Annotated in this window: 19 protein-coding genes, 1 tRNA gene and 2 pseudogenes; 9 read left to right on the top strand and 13 right to left on the bottom strand. The window is 65.3% G+C overall.

What is annotated here, in order from left to right:
* Positions 1 to 19: 19 nt before the first annotated feature.
* From IGS74_RS08815 to IGS74_RS08805, 3 genes are read left to right on the top strand one after another with little or no spacing between them, the layout of a single operon-like run.
* Positions 20 to 373: a DUF952 domain-containing protein gene (locus tag IGS74_RS08815; RefSeq protein ID WP_192391100.1), complete on the top strand. Its 354-nt coding sequence runs from the start codon at positions 20 to 22 to the stop codon at positions 371 to 373.
* Entirely contained in the window at positions 370 to 1,485 is a 1,116-nt protein-coding gene (locus IGS74_RS08810; protein WP_192391099.1) for a quinone-dependent dihydroorotate dehydrogenase, read from the top strand. Before IGS74_RS08815 ends, IGS74_RS08810 begins: the two co-directional genes overlap by 4 nt.
* Complete coding sequence (locus IGS74_RS08805) at positions 1,482 to 2,384, top strand: histone deacetylase (protein ID WP_206688252.1); 903 nt, start codon at positions 1,482 to 1,484, stop codon at positions 2,382 to 2,384. The genes IGS74_RS08810 and IGS74_RS08805 overlap by 4 nt, the downstream gene beginning before the upstream one ends.
* A 2-nt stretch (positions 2,385 to 2,386) precedes the next feature.
* Here the strand turns inward: IGS74_RS08805 and IGS74_RS08800 are convergent, their stop codons facing one another.
* The 5 genes from IGS74_RS08800 to IGS74_RS08780 form a co-directional block, all read right to left on the bottom strand.
* Positions 2,387 to 3,232 (bottom strand): DMT family transporter, encoded by an 846-nt coding sequence (locus tag IGS74_RS08800; protein ID WP_039189425.1) that lies wholly within the window; start codon positions 3,230 to 3,232, stop codon positions 2,387 to 2,389.
* Positions 3,229 to 3,501, bottom strand: coding sequence for a DUF6460 domain-containing protein (locus tag IGS74_RS08795; RefSeq protein ID WP_039189422.1), 273 nt, complete (start codon positions 3,499 to 3,501; stop codon positions 3,229 to 3,231). The genes IGS74_RS08800 and IGS74_RS08795 overlap by 4 nt, the downstream gene beginning before the upstream one ends.
* An 84-nt stretch (positions 3,502 to 3,585) precedes the next feature.
* Complete coding sequence (locus IGS74_RS08790; RefSeq protein WP_192391097.1) at positions 3,586 to 5,226, bottom strand: cisplatin damage response ATP-dependent DNA ligase; 1,641 nt, start codon at positions 5,224 to 5,226, stop codon at positions 3,586 to 3,588.
* Positions 5,227 to 5,239: 13 nt separating this feature from the next.
* Positions 5,240 to 6,067, bottom strand: coding sequence for an exonuclease domain-containing protein (locus IGS74_RS08785; protein WP_192391096.1), 828 nt, complete (start codon positions 6,065 to 6,067; stop codon positions 5,240 to 5,242).
* A gap of 43 nt (positions 6,068 to 6,110) precedes the next feature.
* Positions 6,111 to 7,130 (bottom strand): hypothetical protein, encoded by a 1,020-nt coding sequence (locus IGS74_RS08780; protein ID WP_192391095.1) that lies wholly within the window; start codon positions 7,128 to 7,130, stop codon positions 6,111 to 6,113.
* 155 nt (positions 7,131 to 7,285) lie between these two features.
* Between IGS74_RS08780 and IGS74_RS08775 the strand changes: the two genes are divergently transcribed.
* Positions 7,286 to 8,248, top strand: a complete 963-nt coding sequence (locus IGS74_RS08775; protein WP_192391094.1) for a nitronate monooxygenase family protein — start codon at positions 7,286 to 7,288, stop codon at positions 8,246 to 8,248.
* A gap of 342 nt (positions 8,249 to 8,590) precedes the next feature.
* Positions 8,591 to 8,666: transfer RNA gene (locus tag IGS74_RS08770), tRNA-Thr, on the top strand.
* A gap of 113 nt (positions 8,667 to 8,779) precedes the next feature.
* On the opposite strand, the pseudogene IGS74_RS20285 reads toward IGS74_RS08770, so the two are convergent.
* Together IGS74_RS20285 and IGS74_RS20425 are read right to left on the bottom strand one after the other, a co-directional pair.
* A pseudogene (locus IGS74_RS20285) lies at positions 8,780 to 9,300 on the bottom strand (enolase C-terminal domain-like protein).
* A gap of 46 nt (positions 9,301 to 9,346) precedes the next feature.
* A complete protein-coding gene (locus IGS74_RS20425) occupies positions 9,347 to 9,901 on the bottom strand; it encodes an amidohydrolase family protein (RefSeq protein WP_281413060.1) in 555 nt (184 codons plus the stop codon).
* On the opposite strand from IGS74_RS20425, the gene IGS74_RS20420 reads away from it, so the two are divergent.
* Positions 9,900 to 10,175 (top strand): hypothetical protein, encoded by a 276-nt coding sequence (locus tag IGS74_RS20420; RefSeq protein ID WP_281413059.1) that lies wholly within the window; start codon positions 9,900 to 9,902, stop codon positions 10,173 to 10,175. The two genes, IGS74_RS20425 and IGS74_RS20420, sit on opposite strands and share 2 nt — an antisense overlap.
* A gap of 132 nt (positions 10,176 to 10,307) precedes the next feature.
* Here the strand turns inward: IGS74_RS20420 and IGS74_RS08745 are convergent.
* The 3 genes and pseudogenes from IGS74_RS08745 to IGS74_RS08735 form a co-directional block, all read right to left on the bottom strand.
* Positions 10,308 to 11,026: pseudogene (locus IGS74_RS08745) on the bottom strand (GntR family transcriptional regulator).
* On the bottom strand, positions 11,023 to 11,238 hold the full coding sequence (locus IGS74_RS08740) for a hypothetical protein (protein WP_192391090.1): 216 nt from the start codon (positions 11,236 to 11,238) through the stop codon (positions 11,023 to 11,025). Before IGS74_RS08740 ends, IGS74_RS08745 begins: the two are co-directional and overlap by 4 nt.
* A 142-nt stretch (positions 11,239 to 11,380) precedes the next feature.
* Positions 11,381 to 12,268, bottom strand: a complete 888-nt coding sequence (locus IGS74_RS08735) for a LysR family transcriptional regulator (RefSeq protein ID WP_246723092.1) — start codon at positions 12,266 to 12,268, stop codon at positions 11,381 to 11,383.
* 84 nt (positions 12,269 to 12,352) lie between these two features.
* Between IGS74_RS08735 and IGS74_RS08730 the strand changes: the two genes are divergently transcribed.
* Both IGS74_RS08730 and IGS74_RS08725 read left to right on the top strand, forming a co-directional pair.
* Positions 12,353 to 13,138 (top strand): SDR family oxidoreductase, encoded by a 786-nt coding sequence (locus IGS74_RS08730; RefSeq protein ID WP_192391089.1) that lies wholly within the window; start codon positions 12,353 to 12,355, stop codon positions 13,136 to 13,138.
* Positions 13,139 to 13,192: 54 nt separating this feature from the next.
* The gene (locus IGS74_RS08725) at positions 13,193 to 14,119 is read left to right on the top strand and encodes a dihydrodipicolinate synthase family protein (protein WP_192391088.1); all 927 of its coding nucleotides are present in this window, start codon (positions 13,193 to 13,195) and stop codon (positions 14,117 to 14,119) included.
* Between the two features lie 1,125 nt (positions 14,120 to 15,244).
* Here the strand turns inward: IGS74_RS08725 and IGS74_RS08720 are convergent.
* From IGS74_RS08720 to IGS74_RS08710, 3 genes are all read right to left on the bottom strand, one after another.
* Complete coding sequence (locus IGS74_RS08720) at positions 15,245 to 16,948, bottom strand: IlvD/Edd family dehydratase (protein WP_192391087.1); 1,704 nt, start codon at positions 16,946 to 16,948, stop codon at positions 15,245 to 15,247.
* 203 nt (positions 16,949 to 17,151) lie between these two features.
* Positions 17,152 to 17,604: a DUF1284 domain-containing protein gene (locus tag IGS74_RS08715; RefSeq protein WP_192391086.1), complete on the bottom strand. Its 453-nt coding sequence runs from the start codon at positions 17,602 to 17,604 to the stop codon at positions 17,152 to 17,154.
* Complete coding sequence (locus tag IGS74_RS08710; protein WP_192391085.1) at positions 17,601 to 18,173, bottom strand: biotin transporter BioY; 573 nt, start codon at positions 18,171 to 18,173, stop codon at positions 17,601 to 17,603. Before IGS74_RS08710 ends, IGS74_RS08715 begins: the two co-directional genes overlap by 4 nt.
* 180 nt (positions 18,174 to 18,353) lie before the next feature.
* On the opposite strand from IGS74_RS08710, the gene IGS74_RS08705 reads away from it, so the two are divergent.
* On the top strand, positions 18,354 to 18,923 hold the full coding sequence (locus IGS74_RS08705) for an SH3 domain-containing protein (RefSeq protein WP_192391084.1): 570 nt from the start codon (positions 18,354 to 18,356) through the stop codon (positions 18,921 to 18,923).
* Positions 18,924 to 18,925 lie beyond the last annotated feature (2 nt).

The raw sequence follows: 18,925 nt of genomic DNA, 5'->3' as shown, positions 1-18,925 counted from the left end.
CTCGCATTTCGGACAACCGATGAACCGCAACGAACCCATCTACAAGCTCGTCCCGGCCAAACTCTGGTCAGAGGCCGAAGACTCCGGCCGCTTCGAAGGATTGCCCGTCGACCTGCAGGACGGCTTCATCCACTTCTCGACCGGCTCCCAACTGCGCGAGACGGCGGAAAAGCACTTCAAGGGTCAGACGGACCTGCTTCTGGTGGCTGTCGACCCGCGCCGGCTTGGCGCGGAGCTGCGCTGGGAACCATCGCGCGGCGGTGCGCTTTTCCCTCATCTCTACGGCAACCTTGCTATGGACAGCGTGATCTTTGCGACAGAGGTCGCGGTGTCGCCGGATGGTCGCCACGCATTTCCGGAGTCGATCCGATGAGCGTCGCCTATCGCCTGGCCAAACCATTGCTGTTCCGGATGGATCCGGAGCAGGCCCATACCCTGTCCATCCGCGCCCTGAAGACCGGGTTGATGCCGCGCATCGAAGTGCCGACAGACCCGCGACTCAAGGTAGAACTGGCCGGGCTGTCCTTCCCGAACCCGCTCGGGCTTGCCGCGGGCTACGACAAGAACGGGGAAGTGCCCGACGCCATGTTGAAGCTGGGGTTCGGCTTCATCGAGGTCGGCACCGTCACGCCGCAGCCGCAGGACGGCAACCCGAAGCCACGCATCTTCCGCCTGCCCGAGGCCGGCGCCATCATCAACCGGCTCGGCTTCAACAATGACGGCCACGCGGAAGTCGCCGCGCGCCTGAAGAAACGCGTGCGCAAGGCGGGGATCGTCGGCGTCAACATCGGCGCCAACAAGGACAGCGGCAATCGCATCGCCGACTATGTCGCGGGCGTTCACTGCTTCGCGCCCCTGGCCAGCTATCTGACGGTCAACATCTCGTCTCCCAACACGCCGGGCCTGCGCTCGCTGCAGAAGGGCGACGAGCTGGTCGAGCTGTTGCACGCAGTGGCCGCGGCACGCGACGGCGCGGCCGCGCTGGCCGCCGTGCCCCCCTGCCCGATCTTCCTGAAGGTGGCGCCGGACCTGTCCCTGCCCGAAATCGGCGCCATCGCCGACACGGTGCGCAAATACAGGCTGGACGGCCTGATCGTCTCCAACACGACCTTGTCGCGTTACGGCGTGGAAGGGCGGGAACATGGGGAGGAAGCCGGCGGTCTCTCGGGGCGGCCGTTGATCAGCCGTTCCAGCTTTGCGCTGGCGGCCTTCCGCAAGGCGCTTGGGCCGGATTTTCCACTGATCGGCGCCGGTGGAGTGGAAAGCGCGCGCACGTGCCTCGCCAAGATGGAGGCCGGGGCGGACCTGGTACAGTTCTACACCGCCCTCGTCTATGCCGGCCCGCGCCTGCCCCTGCGCATTCTCAACGGCCTCGTGCACTATCTCGACAAATCGCGCGCGCCGAACCTGGGCCGCATCCGCGATACGCGCGTCGACGAGATCCTGGAGCGCGGGCCCCCGCCCGCCGAACAGGTCGGCAGCTGACGCCGCCATTCATCCACCATCCCGCCTATGATGCCCTTTTCGATACGGCGCATCGCTTCCCGATGTCGAAATTTTCCAGGATCGCGCAAATCCTGATCGAGGACGGGATCGTGGGGCCCGAGGGCTTCCATGCGGCGGCGCCGGCTCTTGAAAGCTGGCTGGAGCGCGCGCACGACCCGGCCTATGTGCAACGCATCCTCACCTGCACCACCACCCCGCAGGAGGACAAGGCCATCGGATTCGCGGTGGACGAACGGGTCGCCAGGCGCTCGCTGCATGCCACCGGCGGCACCGTTATCGCGGCCCAGCTTGCGCTCGATACCGGCCTTGCCTGCAATACGGCGGGCGGCAGCCACCACGCCTCCCGCACCGGCGGAGCAGGTTTCTCGGTCTTCAACGATGTGGCCGTTGCCGCGGCAACCCTTTTGGCCGACGGCGACGTCGCCCGCATCCTCGTCTTCGATTGCGATGTCCACCAGGGTGACGGCACCGCCCGCATCTTCGCGGACGACGACGCCGTCTTCACCCTGTCCATGCATGCGGCGCGCAACTATCCTTATGAGAAGGCGGTCTCGGATCTCGACGTGCCCCTGCCGGATGGCATGGTGGACGTCGCCTACCTAGCGATGCTGCCGGCCCTCCTGGACGAAGCGCTGCGCCGCGCCCGGCCCGACATCGTCTTCTACAATGCCGGGGTGGACCCGCATGCCGAAGACAGGCTTGGCCGCCTCGCCCTCAGCGACCGTGGCCTTGCCGAACGCGACAGGCGCGTCATCGGGTTTTTCCGGCAGCGTGACATTCCGGTGGTCGGCGTCATCGGCGGCGGCTACAGCCGCGACATCGACACCCTGGCGCGCCGACACACCATCCTGCACCGCGTAGCGCGCGAGTTCTCCTGAGGCTACTTGGCGGCTCGCAGCAGAAGAACGCCCATCAGCGTCACGAAGGACGAGGTTATGCGTCGCCAGTCCATTCGCTCGCGCAGAATGAAGGTGCCGATCAGGATCGCGAATACGATGGAGATCTCGCGCAGGGCGGACACCATCGCGATGGGAGCCTGAGAGAAAGCCCACGTCACCAGCGCATAAGCGATGAAGGACACCGGGCCCCCTATCAACAGCGCGCGCCGGCCCGTGGTGAAGCTGTTGCGGATGGCGGGCGGATGCCGCCAGCCGATATAGGCCGTCAGCAACACCGCGTTCAGCGTGGCGGACGCGCCGTAAAAAGCAAAACTGTTGCCGGAAAGGCGCGCGCCGACGCCGTCGTTCAGGGAGTAGGTGGCGATGATGACGCTGGTGGCGAGGGCCCAGAACAGGCCGGCCCGGGTCAGCCGACGGCCGCCCCGGCCGGCGAAGACGAGGCTCATGACGCCGCAGGCGATGACCATGACCGAGGCCGTCTGCAGGGGCGTCAGCACCTCGCCGACCAGAATGGTGCCGGCAAGGGCCGTGATGACGGGCGCGGCGCCCCGGGCGATGGGATAGACCTGCGTGAAGTCCGCCGCGCGGTAGGCGTTCAGCAGGCAGACGAAATAGAAGGTGTGGATCAGCGCGGACGAGGCGACATAGGGCCAGCTCTCCGCCGACGGAAGCCCCGCGGCCAGAAGGCAGGCCAGCGCCAGCGGCACACCACCGATGGAGACGCCGAGCGCGCCGGCATACTTGTCGCTTTGCGTCTTCAGGAGGGCATTCCAGAGCGCATGGAGCAACGCCGCCAGAATGACCGCCGTAAAGACGAGTGGCGTCATGAGCGCTTGCCCATCTTGGCAAGCCGCGAAATAAGGAAGATCGGCACCACGATCACCGCGCCGAGCAGGAAATAGTCGATGGCACGGTTGAGCGAGCCGAAGACCGAATTCCAGAGATAGCGCCCGAAATCGACCACCCAGTCGACGACCTCGACCGGCCGGATATCGAACCAGCTCATCAGGATGCCGACAAGCAGCGACAGGATCGCCAGCCGCACGATGACCGACAGGGGCGATCCACCCAGAAAATTGGAAACTGAACCCGGCATGGACACCCTCGTCTGCTGTTCGGCCTCACTTATGCGTGCCTTGCGGCAGAGGCAAGGCGATCGACCGTTCAAAACCTCTCGTCATCATTGCAGCATCGCCTGCAGCGTATCCAGCCGGTCGGCCTCGAAGGCGGGCTTGTCCCAGCGCAGGCGCGACACGCGCGGAAATCGCATGGCGACGCCGGAGCGATGGCGAGACGACTTCTGCAGCCCTTCGAAGGCGACTTCGATGACGAGACCATGGTCGGGCTCTGCCCGGACGGATCGGACCGGGCCGAAGCGTTCTATCGTATTATCGCGGATGTATTTGTCGAGCCGGCGCAACTCCTCGTCGGTAAAGCCGAAATAGGCCTTGCCGACGGGCACCAGTTCGGGCGCATCCTCCGGCCCCGTCCAGACACCGAACGTGTAGTCGGAATAGTAGCTGGAGCGCTTGCCGTGGCCGCGTTGCGCATACATCAGCACGGCGTCGATCAGGTGCGGATTGCGCTTCCACTTGAACCATGGCCCCTTCGGACGCCCCGGAACGTAGGGCGAGTTGAGCTGCTTGAGCATCAAACCCTCGATCACGCTGTGGGGAGGCTGGGCCCGCATTGCCGCCAACTCTTCGAGGCCCCGATAGGACACCTGGCGCGACAGGTCGAAGCGCGTCGGCTCCAGATGGACGAGGAATGCCTCGAGCCGACGCCGCCGCTCCGTATAGGGCAGCGCCCGTATATCCTCCGCGCCGTCCTGCAAGAGGTCGTAGGCCCGCAGGAACACCGGATATTTGCGCATGACGGCGGCGGATACGGCCTTGCGGTTCAGCCTTTGCTGAAGATCCGAGAAACTTGCGGCAACGATGCCGCCGCCGTCGACGGCCGGCTCATCCGGCGAGGCCGGCCGAGCGACGAGAAGCTCGCCGTCGAGTGTGCCATCATAGGTCATGTAGTCGACGAGATCGGGAAACGAGCCGGAGATATCGTCGCCGGTGCGCGAATAGAGCCGCCTTACCCCACCATCCACCGTCGCCTGTACGCGGATGCCGTCCCATTTCCATTCGGCGGCATAATCCTCGGGCTTGATGCGGGCCTGGTCGCCGTCTTCCAGCGGCTGTGACAGCATGACCGGGCGGAACGGTGCGCGGGCTGCCGATGCCGGCTTGTCCGCCCGCCCCTCCAGCCATGCGAACAGCTCCTCGTAGGGCGGCTTCAGCCCGTGCCACAATTCCTCGATCTCGGCGACGTCGCCTGTGCCGAAATCAGCCAGGGCCTGCTTGGCGAGGCGCGACGAAACGCCGATGCGCAGCGATCCGGTCACAAGCTTCAGCAGGGCATATCGCCCCGGCGATTCCAGAACGTCCAGCCACGCCTCCACCAGACGCGGGCCTTCCGCCCGCGTGGCTCCGTCCAGCGCGTGGATCACTTCCGCCAGATCGGGCGGCGCGGGCGCGGCCTGTCTGCCGGCCCGCTCCCGCTCGGGCCATGCCAGTGCGATGGTTTCCGCAAGGTCGCCGACATAATCGTAGGAATAGCCGAACAGCACCTCGTCCATCCGCTCGGCCATCAGCGCCCGCAGCATGGCGGGCTTGACGCTTCGTATATCCAGCCCGCCGGTGATCGCAGCCAGCGCATAGCCGCGCTCCGGGTCCGGCACATGGCGAAAGTAATCGACGAGGAGGCGCAGCTTACCGTTACGCTGCGGTGTCAGAAGCAATCGGTCGAGAAGCTCGGCGAAACGCTCCATCCCGTCGTGGCCTTCAGGATGCGATCGCAGCGATGACGGGGCCGCGCGCGATGCGTTGCAACTGCTCGGCCTGCCGGCGCTTCAGATGGTGGCGGGCGGTGAAGGCGGCGTCGGCCTCCATGTTGGGCTGCATCACCACCCATTCCAGATAGTCGGTCGGTACGTTTCCGAGCGCGATCCCCTTATGCTTTCCGAAGCGGAAACGCGCCAGCAGCGCCGGCTCCAGCGTCACGCGCTCCGCGCGCTCGATGAAATCGTCGAGGCCCTGGCAGAAGGGCAGGAGTTGCTCCGCGATCCGCCGCATCAGGATGGCCGTGCAGAGAGCGTCGTACAAAGCGCGGTGCGGATGAAGCCCCTCGAGTTGGCCCTGCACTTCGGAAAGATCGAGCGGCAGGTACTTAACCAGAGACTGCAGCCCGTGCGAACGCACATCCGGAAACGCACGCAGGGCGAGCTTGTAGGTGCAGAACCAGCGGCCGGTGAAACGCAGCCTGTCGCGGTCGAAGCTGGCGCGCTGCGCGGCATAGGTTTCGACCCCTTGCGTAAAGGGTGCGGCGGCTTCGGCAAACGGTGGCGCGCCGACGAGCATCTCATCGCTGATGCGGTGCACCCGCCTTGCGTGTTCGGTGATGATGACGCCGCCCGGGTCCGCCAATGTCTGCATGGGGTTGAAGATGCGGCCGGTGACGAGGTCGAGATCGACGGAGCCGATTTCAATGACCGCATCCTCGGCCACGCGCGCCTGACCGGCCGTCTCCGTATCGATCACCCGGACCACGGGGTTGCCCGGTTCGGCGAACAGCGACAGCGTCTTTTGCGAGGCGGGGAACAACTCTTCCATCGCCTCACAAAATGGGGAGATGCCGGCGCGAAGGCAAGTGAATTCAGCCCCCTACGGTCAGGGCCCAGAAGAATGTCGGATCTTCCTGCTCGAAGCCGCGCTGCTCGCTGGAGAAAACGTAGAGACGGCCGTTGCCCGCTGTCGCAAGGCCGACAACATTGCCGAAATTGTCGTTGCCGGCATTGGTCGGATTGGCCGAATCATATTGCCGCTCTTCCTGCTCGGCCAAAAAGTTCCGGCCGATGACGGCGGAGAATCCGTCGGTCAGGGGTCGCAGTTCGGCACGCAGACGTTCGCCCGTGGTCTTCTCCAGAAGGAGGCCGCCCCCTTCCAGCGCCGAAACGGTGCAGGTGTGATTGCCAACCAGCTTGGCCGGCTCGTTCAGGAAGCCATAATAGTAGACCGAGCACGGGACCTTGCCGGGCATCGCCGAGCGCGGCGCGGCCAGGGTGTCTGACGGGGTTCCGGCCACCAGTTCGCTGAAGGACAGCGCGACATCGCGCACGCCATCCACGGCAGCGATGCCCGTCCCCTGCGGATGCTCCAGAATCGTCTGGGCGATCACCTGCGGAAGCCGCGTAACCTTGCGCTGATCGTCGGCATCCAGCAGCGACAGGGTTGCTTCGCATTCCTCCGTGCATTGCCCGCCGAACGGCGCGACGACGCCCGCCCCCGTTCCCCGGTCGACGCGCGCAGACTTGCCGGTTTCCTCGGCAAGGCCGGGAGCTTCGCTTGTGGCCAGGTCCAGCGGCGCGCTGACTTCTGCCGTTTTGGATTGCTTTTCGAAGACACAGACCACCGAGCGGACGTTGGCAGAACCCTTCTCCATGCCCGTCATCAATGCATAGCCGTAACTTTCGGAGCCGAATGGGTCGACGACGATGGCCGGCGTTTCAACCAGTTCCTCGCCCTTCGTCAGGCACGCCTTGCGGACGTCGGCACGGAAGCCGTCCCATGCTTCCTCGCTCGCCGCCATCGCTGCACCGGCGCTCAGCACTGCCCCGGCCAACGCGCCGGCCCAGACTGCGGTGCGGTGGCTGCGCCCATTGAACCTGAAATTCATGAAACCTGTCCCCTCTCGTCACCTGCCCGACAGAAACCCTGGCCGGGATCGCCGGTTCCAGTGTTGACCATGCGAGATGGGCAAAGTCTTGACCTTTCCATCTCCGCCAGCTTTGGTGACCGCACCATTTACGTTTACGTCAATCGGGAGGAAGAATGTCACTGCCGGCGATCATGCAGGAACTCAGGCTGCCCATCATCGGCGCGCCTCTGTTCATAGTGTCCAACCCGCGGCTGGTTCTTGCGCAGGTGACATCCGGCATCGTCGGGGCGTTTCCGGCGTTGAATGCCCGGCCGGAATCGTTGCTGGACGACTGGCTGGTCGAGATTGCCGAGGGGATCGCCTCCCACGATGCGGCCAATCCCGGTCGGCGCGCGGCCCCCTTCGCCGTCAACCAGATCGTCCACCGCTCCAATACGCGGCTGGATCGCGATCTGGCCCTTTGCGTCAAGCACCGCGTGCCGATCGTCATCACGTCGCTCGGTGCCGTGGAAGAGGTCAACCAGGCGGTACATGCCTATGGCGGCATCGTGCTGCACGACGTGATCAACGACCGCTTCGCGCACAAGGCGGTTGAAAAGGGCGCTGACGGCCTGATCGCGGTGGCGGCGGGCGCCGGTGGCCATGCGGGGCAGCTTTCGCCCTTTGCGCTGGTGCAGGAGATCCGTCGCTGGTTCGACGGGCCCTTGTTCCTGTCGGGCGCAATCGCCACCGGCGGCGCGGTGCTGGCGGCGCAGGCCATGGGCGCGGACGGCGCCTATATCGGGTCCGCCTTCATCGCGACGCACGAGGCCAATGCCTCCGACGCCTACCGGCAGGCGGTCGTCGACGCGCATGCGGGCGACATCGTCTATTCCAGTTACTTCACCGGCGTATCGGGCAACTATCTTCGGGCGTCCATCGAGGCGGCCGGAATGGATCCGGACAACCTGCCGGAGGCGGACAAGAGCAAGATGGATTTCGGCGCTGCCGTCGGCGGCGACAAGGCAAAGGCCTGGAAGGATATCTGGGGCGCGGGCCAGGGCGTCGGCGCGGTCGATGCCGTGGTGCCCGCGGCCGGATTGGTGGACAGGCTGGCCGGCGAATACGAAGCGGCGCGCCGACGGCTGGCGCTTTAGAGCGCTTCCCGTTCATATGGAACCACTCTGTTTCTCCGAGGGCCGGATGGCCCGCCAGGAAGGCGGCGCAGGCCGTACCGGCGGTACGGGCAAGTCCGGCTGACGCCGCGGACGTCCGCCCCCGGGAAACCCGAAGGGCCGGGACCATTCGAGCCGCCGTCTTCGGCGTGCATCTTGGCCATACACCAGTATGGCCTTCGACACCCACCTCGATTGCGGCCCGAAGCGCCTCCGGCAGAGTGATTCCATATGTGCGGGAAACGCTCTAAGCCTCGTTTCATAAAATAAGGCTTGAACGGCGCCCGGATGGGATGTATCAGGGCGCCGTTCCTACAGGAACCAGCCGCTTTAGCTCAGTTGGTAGAGCACATCATTCGTAATGATGGGGTCGCGTGTTCGAGTCACGCAAGCGGCACCAGCTATCCCCATGGCCGATCGCTCCGTAGCGAACATCCCCGCGGCATGCACGATGCCGCCGGAGGCGGGTTGCGCGCGTGCAACCCTTCCTTGAGCCGGCCTGCGGCCATGGCCCTATGGTACGCGATATCGGTCTAGAAGGTCGCGGTTGCGCTCGAGCCCAAGCCCGGGCCGGTCGGGCGCAATGATCCGGCCGTCCCACGCCTCGAGCCGATGGGCGAAGGCATCGCCGAGGATGGGATCCACATTGTCCTTGTAATATTCGAGGATCAACCCGTTCGGAATGGCGCAGACGAGATGCACATGGACGCGCTGGTTGCCGTGCGGCGCGATATGCAGGTCGTTCGCCTGCGCCAACGCCGCCACTTTCATGAATCGGTGATGCCGCCCATCACGAGCGCGTCCGGCTGCAGGATATCGATGCATCGCCGGTCGATCAGGTCGCGAAAGCCGTATCTCGTATATTCGTTCTCGCCCGCCGCCACCGGGATCGTCGTCGAGCGCGTGACCTCGCGTTGCCCCTCGTAGTCGTCCGGCTCGACCGGCTCCTCGAACCAGAAGAGGTCGTACCGTTCGGCCTCGCGGGCGAATTCGGTCGCCTGGTAATGCTGGTAGGCGTCGTTCGCATCGACCATGAGGCGCACGTCGGGGCCGACGGCCTCGCGCGCGTCAATCCGCCGGTTAGCCAGGGGCGTCGCCCGACACACCGGTATGGAATCCATAGAGGGCGGCCGGGTTCTCCACAAAGATCGCCCACTGCACATCCGGCGTCAGCGACCGGATCGGCGTGGCGTCGATCAGGTCCGCGTCGTCGGGCATATCGGCCCACAGTTCCGTATGCGGCCAATCGATTCCCCAGAGCAGGGGGGCCGGACGGCAGGCAGCAAGCGCCTCCACCATCGGCGCGGTGTCGGCGTACGGGAAGCCCGCTCGGCTCACCCGGTACGGCGCCGACATCTTGACCCACACCCTGCCCTGTTCGACGAGTGTCAGAAGACTGGTGAAATCGCACCCTGGCCACGTCGGTGACATTTCCGGAAAGCCGAAATGGTCGATCACGACGGGCACCGGACAGCCGCCGACGATCCAGGCAAGATCGGGCGTGGGCCAGTTGTACCTGTAGCTGGATGTGCCAGCCGAAGGGCGCAACGATGCGACCGAGAGTCGGAATGGCGTCGAGGGAGAGACCGCCCGGATCGCGCCGGTTGACGCGAATGCCGCGCACCCCCGCCTCATGAAGCTCCCGCACCGCTCCGGCGTCGATGTCGGGATGAAGCACGGCAACGCCGCGGAGGATGTCGGGCGCCTGGTGCAGCGCGTCGAGCAGCGCGCTGTTGTCCGTGCCGTAGACGCTGGGCTGAACGAGCACGCCGCGCGCGATGCCCATGTTGGAGAGAAGGCGAAGATAATCCCCCGCTCCGAGATCGTGCGGCTTGTAGCCATGTCCATCGGCAAGAGGGTATTTCGAGCCGAAGACGTGCGCATGCGTGTCGCAGGTGCCCTCCGGTAACCAAAAGGCCGGCCCCCTGGAGTATGTTCGGGGCGCAAGGCAGAGGCGCGGCCCGGTACGATCGTCATGCGTCAGGCGGGCTCCCTCCGCGCCACCGGTCGCGTCGGACGGTGGGAACCTGTGCTGCCGGCGTCACGCCGATTGCCTCTTGCCGCCACCCGCCTGCCCAAGCGGCGTCAGGACGCGGGCATCTCCGGCCGCCCGCTTGAGGTAGTCGGCCTTGCTGAAGTGCATGTGGTCGACGCAAAGTTGCGCCAGCGCCCAGCTATCGGTTCCCTGCAGCAACTCGATCATGGTGTCGTGCTGGCGCAGGGAGAGGCTCAGGCCTTCGTGATCGGCAAGATTCTTGGCCCGCATGGGCAGCGTCAGCCCCATGTAGTCCTGTAGTGTCTGGACCAGATACGGGTTGCCGCAGGCCGAGAACAGGGCGAGATGGAAGGCATCGTTCGTCTCATGCATGCCGTGCAGGTCGAGTTCGCTCGCATACCGGCGATACTCGGCCTGGATGGCCCGCAGGCGTTCCACGAATCCGGGGGAGCCGGCAGCACGATCTTCAGCGCCGCCTGCCGCGTCAGCATCTCGCGCACCTCGTAGATCTGCGCGACCTCTTCGGGCGAGTACGAACGCACGGTCGCGCCGACATTTCGCTCGCGCAGCACGATACCCGCCCGCTCCAGTTGCGCCAGCGCCTGACGCACATAGTGCCGTGACGCGCCGTAGCGCGCCATCAACGTGTCTTTGACAAGGCGGGTGCCGGGAGCCAGCCGGCCGAAGATGATATCCTCCTCCATGCGTCGCTCGAGTTCCAGCAATTCGACCTCGCGCGAGGAGGAGACGGTGGCTTCGTTCATGCCGCGCTTTGCCTTTGCTGTTGGAACCCCGACCTACGATAGCAGTCCTCCACCAGTTGCAACGTTTCCAGATTGTCGTTCGAGGATGTCTCGAAGGGCGCGCGGGATCTGAGGCAGTCGACGAAATGCCCGATCGCCGCCGCGCAGGAATCGGAATAGGTGGCCTGCGGATCGAAGGTGACGGTATCCTCCTCGGCCCCGGACAGGGTCAATACAGAACCGTCCAGCCGGATGGTGCCGCGCTCGCCGAGCAGCAGCAGTAAAATCTTGCTTACTAGGCCAATTACGCCACTTATTCGCGGTATTATTGATAATTATGGACGACGAGTGTCCTGGAGTTTTGGGGCGGGAGCGTCAGGACCGCCCGCCTGGATTTTCGTCCCCGCTGTCGATCGCCTGGAGCAGCGCCTCGACGAGGCGCGTCACCGGCGAGCCACGGTGCCAAAGGGCCCCGACCTCGCGCGGGCGGGAGCCCGGCAGGGGTAGCAGCCGTACATTGAGCTTTTCGGGCCAGGGGCGCGCCCAGTTCGGTAGGATCGAGACGCCGAGGCCCCTGCCCACCATGATGGCGATTGCATCCAGCGAGTCCAGTTCCAGCCAGTCCTGCGGCGCCAGTTCGTTTTCGTGGAGCCAGTCGTCGACCTGCTTTCCGCCCCAGTTGCTCCGGTCGTAGCGTATGAAGGGCCGGCTCCGGAGGATCGCCAATACGTCGTCCTCCGCGGTATCGCATGGGCAGAAGAGATGAAGCGGCTCCGATCGCAGGCGTCGCCATTCGAGGGCTTTTCCAATCTCGAACGGCGGCCTGACGACGATAGCAGCGTCGAGCTTTCCCTCGACGACGCTTTTGTAGAGATCGCGGGAACTGCCAGGCATGAGGAACACCTCGAGCTTGGGCACTTCGCTTCGGATCCGCGCCAACGCATCGGGGAGCACGCCGGTCATCGCCGTCGCGATCGCTCCCAACCGGAGTTCGCCCACCAGTTCGTCGCTGCGCGCCAGGCTGCGCATCCGCCTGACCTCGACGATCATCCTCTCGCTGCTCTCGACGATGGCAAGCCCGGCCTGGGTCGGCACCACGCGGCGTCCGGCCCGCGTCAGCAGGGGAACGCCGATCTCCCGTTCAAGAACATCCATGCGTTGGGCGACGGCCGCCGGCGTGAGGTCCAGATGCCGCGCCGCAGCGGCGAGCGAGCCGTGCTCCAGGACGGCGAGGAAGGTTTGCGGCAATCGAGAATCCATCATTTTCTCTATCTTCTGAACCAACCAATCCAACAGTATTATTAACTTTCGCAGTTCGGTATCAACGATCCGGAAGGGAGAACCCAGATGGATTTGGGACTGCGGGGCAAGGTTGCGCTGGTGTTTGGCGCCGGTGGAGGGTTGGGCGGAGCGATCGCTCACAGCCTGTCCAGTGAAGGCGCGCGCGTCGTATTGGCGGACATCGACGGGGACGCCGCCCGCCGGGCGACATCGCGGCTGTCCGGCGAGGATGCCGAGGCCATGGCCCTCGAGTGGGACATCGCGGACCTCAGCGTCATTGCGTCCAGGATTTCAGAGATCGAGGCGAAATTCGGCTCCGTCTCGATACTCGTGAATATCACCGGCGGCCCTCCCCCAACGCCGGCGGCCGGCCAGGCGCCTGAACTCTGGACGAAGCATTTCGACAGCATGGTCCGCTCGGTGATCGCGGTCACGGATGCGGTGCTGCCCGGCATGCGCCGGCAGGGCTGGGGACGGATAATCACCTCCACCTCGTCCGGCGTCGTCTCGCCCATCCCGAACCTCGGGATCTCGAACGCGCTGAGGCTGGCACTCGTCGGCTGGTCGAAGACGATGGCGCGGGAAGTCGGCCATGACGGCATCACCACCAACATCATCCTGCCCGGCCGCATAGCCACGGCCCGGATCACGTATCTGGACGAGCAGAAGGCCAGGCGCGAAGGCCGCAGCGTCGAGAGCGTCAGCAAGGAAAGCGCCGACGCGATACCGGTCGGCCGCTACGGCAGGCCGGAAGAATACGCGGACGCCGTCGCTTTCCTGGCGTCGCAGCAGGCCTCGTACATCACCGGCACCGTCATGCGCGTGGATGGCGGCCTGATCGCCAGCATATAGCGCCCCGCCCCGCCCCGCACGTCGCAGACCGTGCATCGTTTCCGGAGAACAGACATGTCTTTCAATACCCAGACGACGGGCGTCTACCCGATCGCGCCGACGCCGTTTCTTCCCGACGGGAGCGTCGACTACGATTCGCTCGACAGGCTGATCGATTTCTACCGCGAATGCGGCTCCACCGGCGTAACGATCCTCGGGATCATGGGCGAGGCCGCCAAACTGGAGGCGGAGGAGGCGCGCACGATTGCGCGCCGCGTCATCGACCGGGCCGGGATCCCGGTGGTTGTCGGCGTTTCGGCGCCCGGCTTCGCCGCCATGCGAACGCTGGCCAGGGATGCGATGGAGTTCGGTGCAGCCGGGGTCATGGTGGCCCCCGCCCCCCATCTGCGTACCGACGAGCAGATCCTTGCCTATTTCGAGCAGGCCGTCGACAGCATCGGCGCCGACACGCCGTGGGCACTCCAGGACTACCCGCTGACACTGACCGTGCAGATGTCCGTCCCGGTGATCGCCGAGATCATGCGTCGGCATCCGTCCTGCGTCATGCTGAAGGAAGAGGATTGGCCCGGCCTCGAAAAGATCAGCGCATTGCGGAAGATGATCGACGACGAAAAATTGCGTCGCTTTTCCATCCTGACGGCGAATGGAGGGCTGTTCCTCGATTTCGAAGCGGGGCGCGGCAGCGACGGGGCGATGACAGGCTACGCGTTTCCCGACATGCTCGTGGAACTGCATCGACTGCATGAAAACGGAGAAAAGGATGCCGCACACGACCTGTTCGACGCACACCTGCCTTTGATCCGCTACGAGCAGCAGCCGGGAGTGGGTCTTGCGGTCCGCAAACACGTCCTCAGGCGGCGCGGCCTCATCGCGCATGACGGGCTGCGCCGGCCGGGCCCGAAGGTCAGTGCGGCGGCCCAGGAGGAAATCGCCTACCTGCTGACGCGGCTGGCTCGCAAGGATGCGCGCGCCGCCCTTTAGGCTGCCCGGCCGCGAACGCCGCCGCCGCACGACGTAATAAGGGCTATCGAGGCGAAGATCTCGATAGCCCTCAATCCGGCCTGCGGCGCAGGAAGCCGAAATCGCAGCCCTTATCGGCCTGCAGGACATTCTCCACGAACAGGCGGGCGTAGCCGCGTTCGGAACCCTTGGCATCGGGAGCGCGGATCAGTGCGGCGGCCCAGGAGGAGATCGCCTACCTGCTGACGCGGTTGGCTCGCAAGATGCGCGCGCCGCCCTTTAGGCTGCCCGGCCGCGAACGACGCCGCCGCCGCACGACGTAATAAGGGCTATCGAGGCGAAGATCTCGATAGCCCTCGATCCGGCCTGCGGCGCAGGAAGCCGAAATCGCAACCCTTATCGGCCTGCAGGACATTCTCCACGAACAGGCGGGCGTAGCCGCGTTCGGAACCCTTGGCATCGGGAGCGCGGATCAGTGCGGCGGCCCAGGAGGAGATCGCCTACCTGCTGACGCGGTTGGCTCGCAAGATGCGCGCGCCGCCCTTTAGGCTGCCCGGCCGCGAACGACGCCGCCGCCGCACGACGTAATAAGGGCTATCGAGGCGAAGATCTCGATAGCCCTCGATCCGGCCTGCGGCGCAGGAAGCCGAAATCGCAACCCTCATCGACCTGCAGGACATTCTCCACGAACAGGCGGGCGTAGCCGCGTTCGGAACCCTTGGCATTGGGGGCGCGGATCAGTGCGGCGGCCGAGGAGGAACTCGCCTACCTGGTGACGCGGCTGGCTCGCAAGATGCGCGCGCCGCCCTTTAGGCTGCCCGGCCGCGGACGCCGCCGCCGCACAACGTAATAGGGGCTATCGAAGCGAAGATCTCGATAGCCCTCAATCCGGCCTGCGGCGCAGGAAGCCGAAATCGCAGCCCTCATCGGCCTGCAGGACATTCTCCACGAACAGGCGGGCGTAGCCGCGTTCGGAACCCTTGGCGTCGGGGGCGCGGATCAGCGCGGCGGCCCAGGAGGAAATCGCCTACCTGCTGACGCGGCTGGCTCGCAAGGATGCGCGCGCCGCCCTTTAGGCTGCCCGGCCGCGGACGCCGCCGCCGCACGACGTAATAGGGGCTATCGAGGCGAAGATCTCGATAGCCCTCAATCCGGCCTGCGGCGCAGGAAGCCGAAATCGCAACCCTCATCGGCCTGCAGGACATTCTCCACGAACAGGCGGGCGTAGCCGCGTTCGGAACCCTTGGCATCGGGGGCGCGGACATGCTCCGACCGGCGGCGTTCGAGCTGGTCCTCCTCGACGAGCAGTTCGAGACGACGCCCTTCGGCATCCAGCCGGATGAGGTCCCCCGTCCGCACGAGGGCCAGCGGGCCGCCGATAGCCGCCTCCGGGGTGATGTGCAGCACGATCGTACCGAACGCCGTTCCGCTCATCCTTGCGTCCGAAATGCGCACCATGTCCTTGATGCCCTGCCGCGCGAGCTTCTTCGGGATGGGAAGATAGCCGGCCTCCGGCATGCCGGGAGCGCCCTTCGGACCCGCGTTTCGGAGCACCAGCACGTCATCGGCATTTACATCGAGTTGCGGATCGTCGATCCGCTCGGCCATGTCGGCGACCGAGTCGAACACCACCGCCCGACCGGTATGGTGCAGAAGATGCGAACTCGCCGCCGCCTGCTTCAGGATGGCCCCGCCCGGTGCGAGATTGCCGCGGAGCACGATCATCGAGCCCTGCGCCTTGATGGGATCGGACGTCGAGCGGATCACCGTCTGGCCGGGGTCATCCTCGGCGGCCGCCACGACGTCGCGAAGCGTTGCTCCCGATATCGTCGGCGTGTCGAGCTCGACCAGGTCGCCAAGCTGTTTCAGCAGTTTCGGCACGCCGCCGGCGTGATGGAAGTGCTCCATGTAATGCTGACCGGAGGGCTTGAGATCCACGAGAACGGGCACGGTGCGACCGATCTCGTCCAGTTCGTCGAGGGACAAGGTATGCTCGGTCCGGCCAGCGATGGCAGCCAGGTGGATGATGCCGTTGGTCGAACCGCCGATCGCCTGCATGACGATCACGGCGTTCCGGAAGGATTGCGGCGTCAGAAGCCGGCTCGGAAGGGGGCCGCCTTCGACGGCCATCCGCGCGGCGACTTTGCCGCTGTCCTCGGCAAGTCGCACGCGCTCTGCATGGGGAGCCGGTATCGTGGCGCCCATCGGCAGCGAAAGACCCAGCGTTTCGGTTATGCAGGCCATCGTACTGGCGGTTCCCATGACCATGCAGGTACCGACCGACGGGGCAAGGCGACCGTTGACGGTGTCGATCTCCGTCTCGTCGATCTCGCCGGCGCGATGGGCACCCCACAGGCGCCGGCAATCCGTGCATGCACCGAGCACCTCGCCCCGGTGATGCCCCACCACCATCGGACCCACCGGCACGACCACGGTCGGCAGGTCGACGCTGGCTGCCGCCATGATCTGGGCCGGCAAGGTCTTGTCGCACCCGCCGATGACGACCACCGCGTCCATCGGCTGGGCGCGCATCATCTCCTCGGTATCCATCGCCATCAGGTTGCGCAGGAACATCGATGTCGGATGGGCGAAACTTTCATGGATGGAGATGGTCGGAAACTCCATCGGCAGCGCGCCCGCCAGCATCACGCCGCGCTTGACCGCCTCGAGCAACGTTTTCGCATTGCCGTGGCAGGGGTTGTAGTCGCTATACGTATTGGTGATGCCGACGATGGGACGGTCGAGTGCATCGTCGGAGTACCCTGCCGCCTTGATGAAGGCCTTCCTCAGGAACAGGGCAAACCCGTCGTCGCCGTAGGAGGTCAGACCTTTTCGTAATCCCCGCGTCATCCCCGGCGCACTCCTTTGACCATCGAGCACCCAAACTGGCCAACGCTCGACGTATTATCAATAATATATGCTGAAAACCTAGTAATATTCCCAATTATCGAGCAAAAATTTTCTATAATATTGATAATTCTTCAAGACGTTCGTGGATTGCAAGGGCCGTGCGATCGTCGCCGGACCGGCAAAGCGCCGCGCCCGGCAAGGGATCAGGAACCGTAACACATGGTCGCGGCGCCGCCTGCCGCAGGTTGCACATGCGCATCGGCAAAGCCATCTCGCGCAACTGCGCTGCAGAGGGCCTCCCATTCGCATCCGCGGCAGGCGTGCCGAGTGCGCCCGGCAACGAAGGCGCTACGCATGGCCAGCAGCATCGCCCGGTCGAGCGAAAGCGTGTCTCCGACCTCGATTCCGAGAAGGCCGGCCAGGTCGCGCAAGGCATCCGCATCGCGCCCGGTTACGCCGGGCCGGCGGCAGTGCGTGTCCGGGTCGGCCAGGAGTGGCGCGCAGATCTCGTCGGGCCCTTCGACGACCAGGATCGGCTCGCCTGCGGACAGGCGCTGCGCGATCCCGTCGTAGTTACGGGTAAAGCCCTCCCCGTACCCCTTCCCTACATAGGTGAGGAGGCACAGGAGATGATGGGGCCGAAGGCGGATCGTCATGCCACCTTGCGCGGGCGGCGACGGGCGAGGAGCGCAAGCAGCGCGGCGCCCAGGGCCGACTTCAGCACCGCTCCGACGAGAAACGGCGTAACCCCGAGGGCAACCGCCTGCGTCGGCCCTACGATACCTGCCAGCCATGCGCCGCCGAGGGCAAGACACAGAAGGTGCGCGCCCAGCATGCCGGCGAAGGCCCGCCACGGCCTGAGGCCATTCCATCCATTTTCCGCAAGCCATCCCGTCATCCAGGCCATGATCGGAAACGCCGCGAGATAGCCCGCTGTCGGTCCGGCAAAGTGGTGGATGCCTCCGGCACCGCCGGCCAGCACGGGCAGTCCGGCCATCCCCTGGGCAAGCCACGCCATGACTGTCAATGCTCCCAGGCGCCGCCCCAGAATCCCCCCGGCCAGCGTAACGGCCAGGGTCTGCATCGTTATGGGAACGGGTACCATCGGCACCTCGATATAGGACGACAGCGCCAGGACGATGCTGCCGGCGACGACTGCGCCGACTTGCCACGAAAGCTGGCGCGCACGAGTGGTTGAAGATGCCGGCGCTGAAAGCATGCTCATGTCGATCTCCCTTTTTGTAGATAAGTTTTGATTCTTATCGTCCAATTTTTACTGTTTGGCGGCTGCTTACGCAACATACGCATAATTTTGTAGATTATCTGGATGACGATTTGGCAACCATTCGGCGCGACTTTCCGCACTGATTGTATACGCCACAGGGCGGGCCGGATGCGGATGGGGTTGGAATGGTTGAGGCGTCCGGGGTCGCGCCGCATCGTGGCACTGGCGATCTGCAGTCTGGCCATCGTTCAGCCCGGCGCATGGGCCACGACGAGGGACGGAGCCGGCGACGACATCCGGGCAGGCGCATCGGGGCGCATCACCGGCTTGCCATTGCCGCGATATGCGTCAATCGGCGGGGCGCCGGCACGGATGCGTGTCGGCCCCGGCACCGACTATCCGATCCGCTGGGTCTACCAGCATCGCGGGACGCCGGTCGAGATCATCGAGGAATGGGGCAACTGGCGCAGGATCAGGGATGCGGATGCGGCAACCGGATGGATGTATGCGCCGCTGCTTTCGGGTCGTCGCACCGCCATCGTCGCGCCATGGAACAATGATGGCGTCGCCCTGCGCCGCCGGGCTGCCATCGGTGCCTCGGCGATCGCGACCCTGGAGCCGCGCGTGCTGCTGGAAGTGATGGACTGCGGCGGAGGCTGGTGCCGTGTATCGATTCCGCCGAGTGGGCTGGACGGGCATGTCCGCCAGTCTGCCCTTTGGGGCGTCTATCCCGGCGAGAGGTTCAGGTAGAA

The organism is Aureimonas sp. OT7 (assembly GCF_014844055.1).
Classification (GTDB): domain Bacteria; phylum Pseudomonadota; class Alphaproteobacteria; order Rhizobiales; family Rhizobiaceae; genus Aureimonas; species Aureimonas altamirensis_A.
This window is presented reverse-complemented; position numbering and strand designations above follow the sequence as displayed.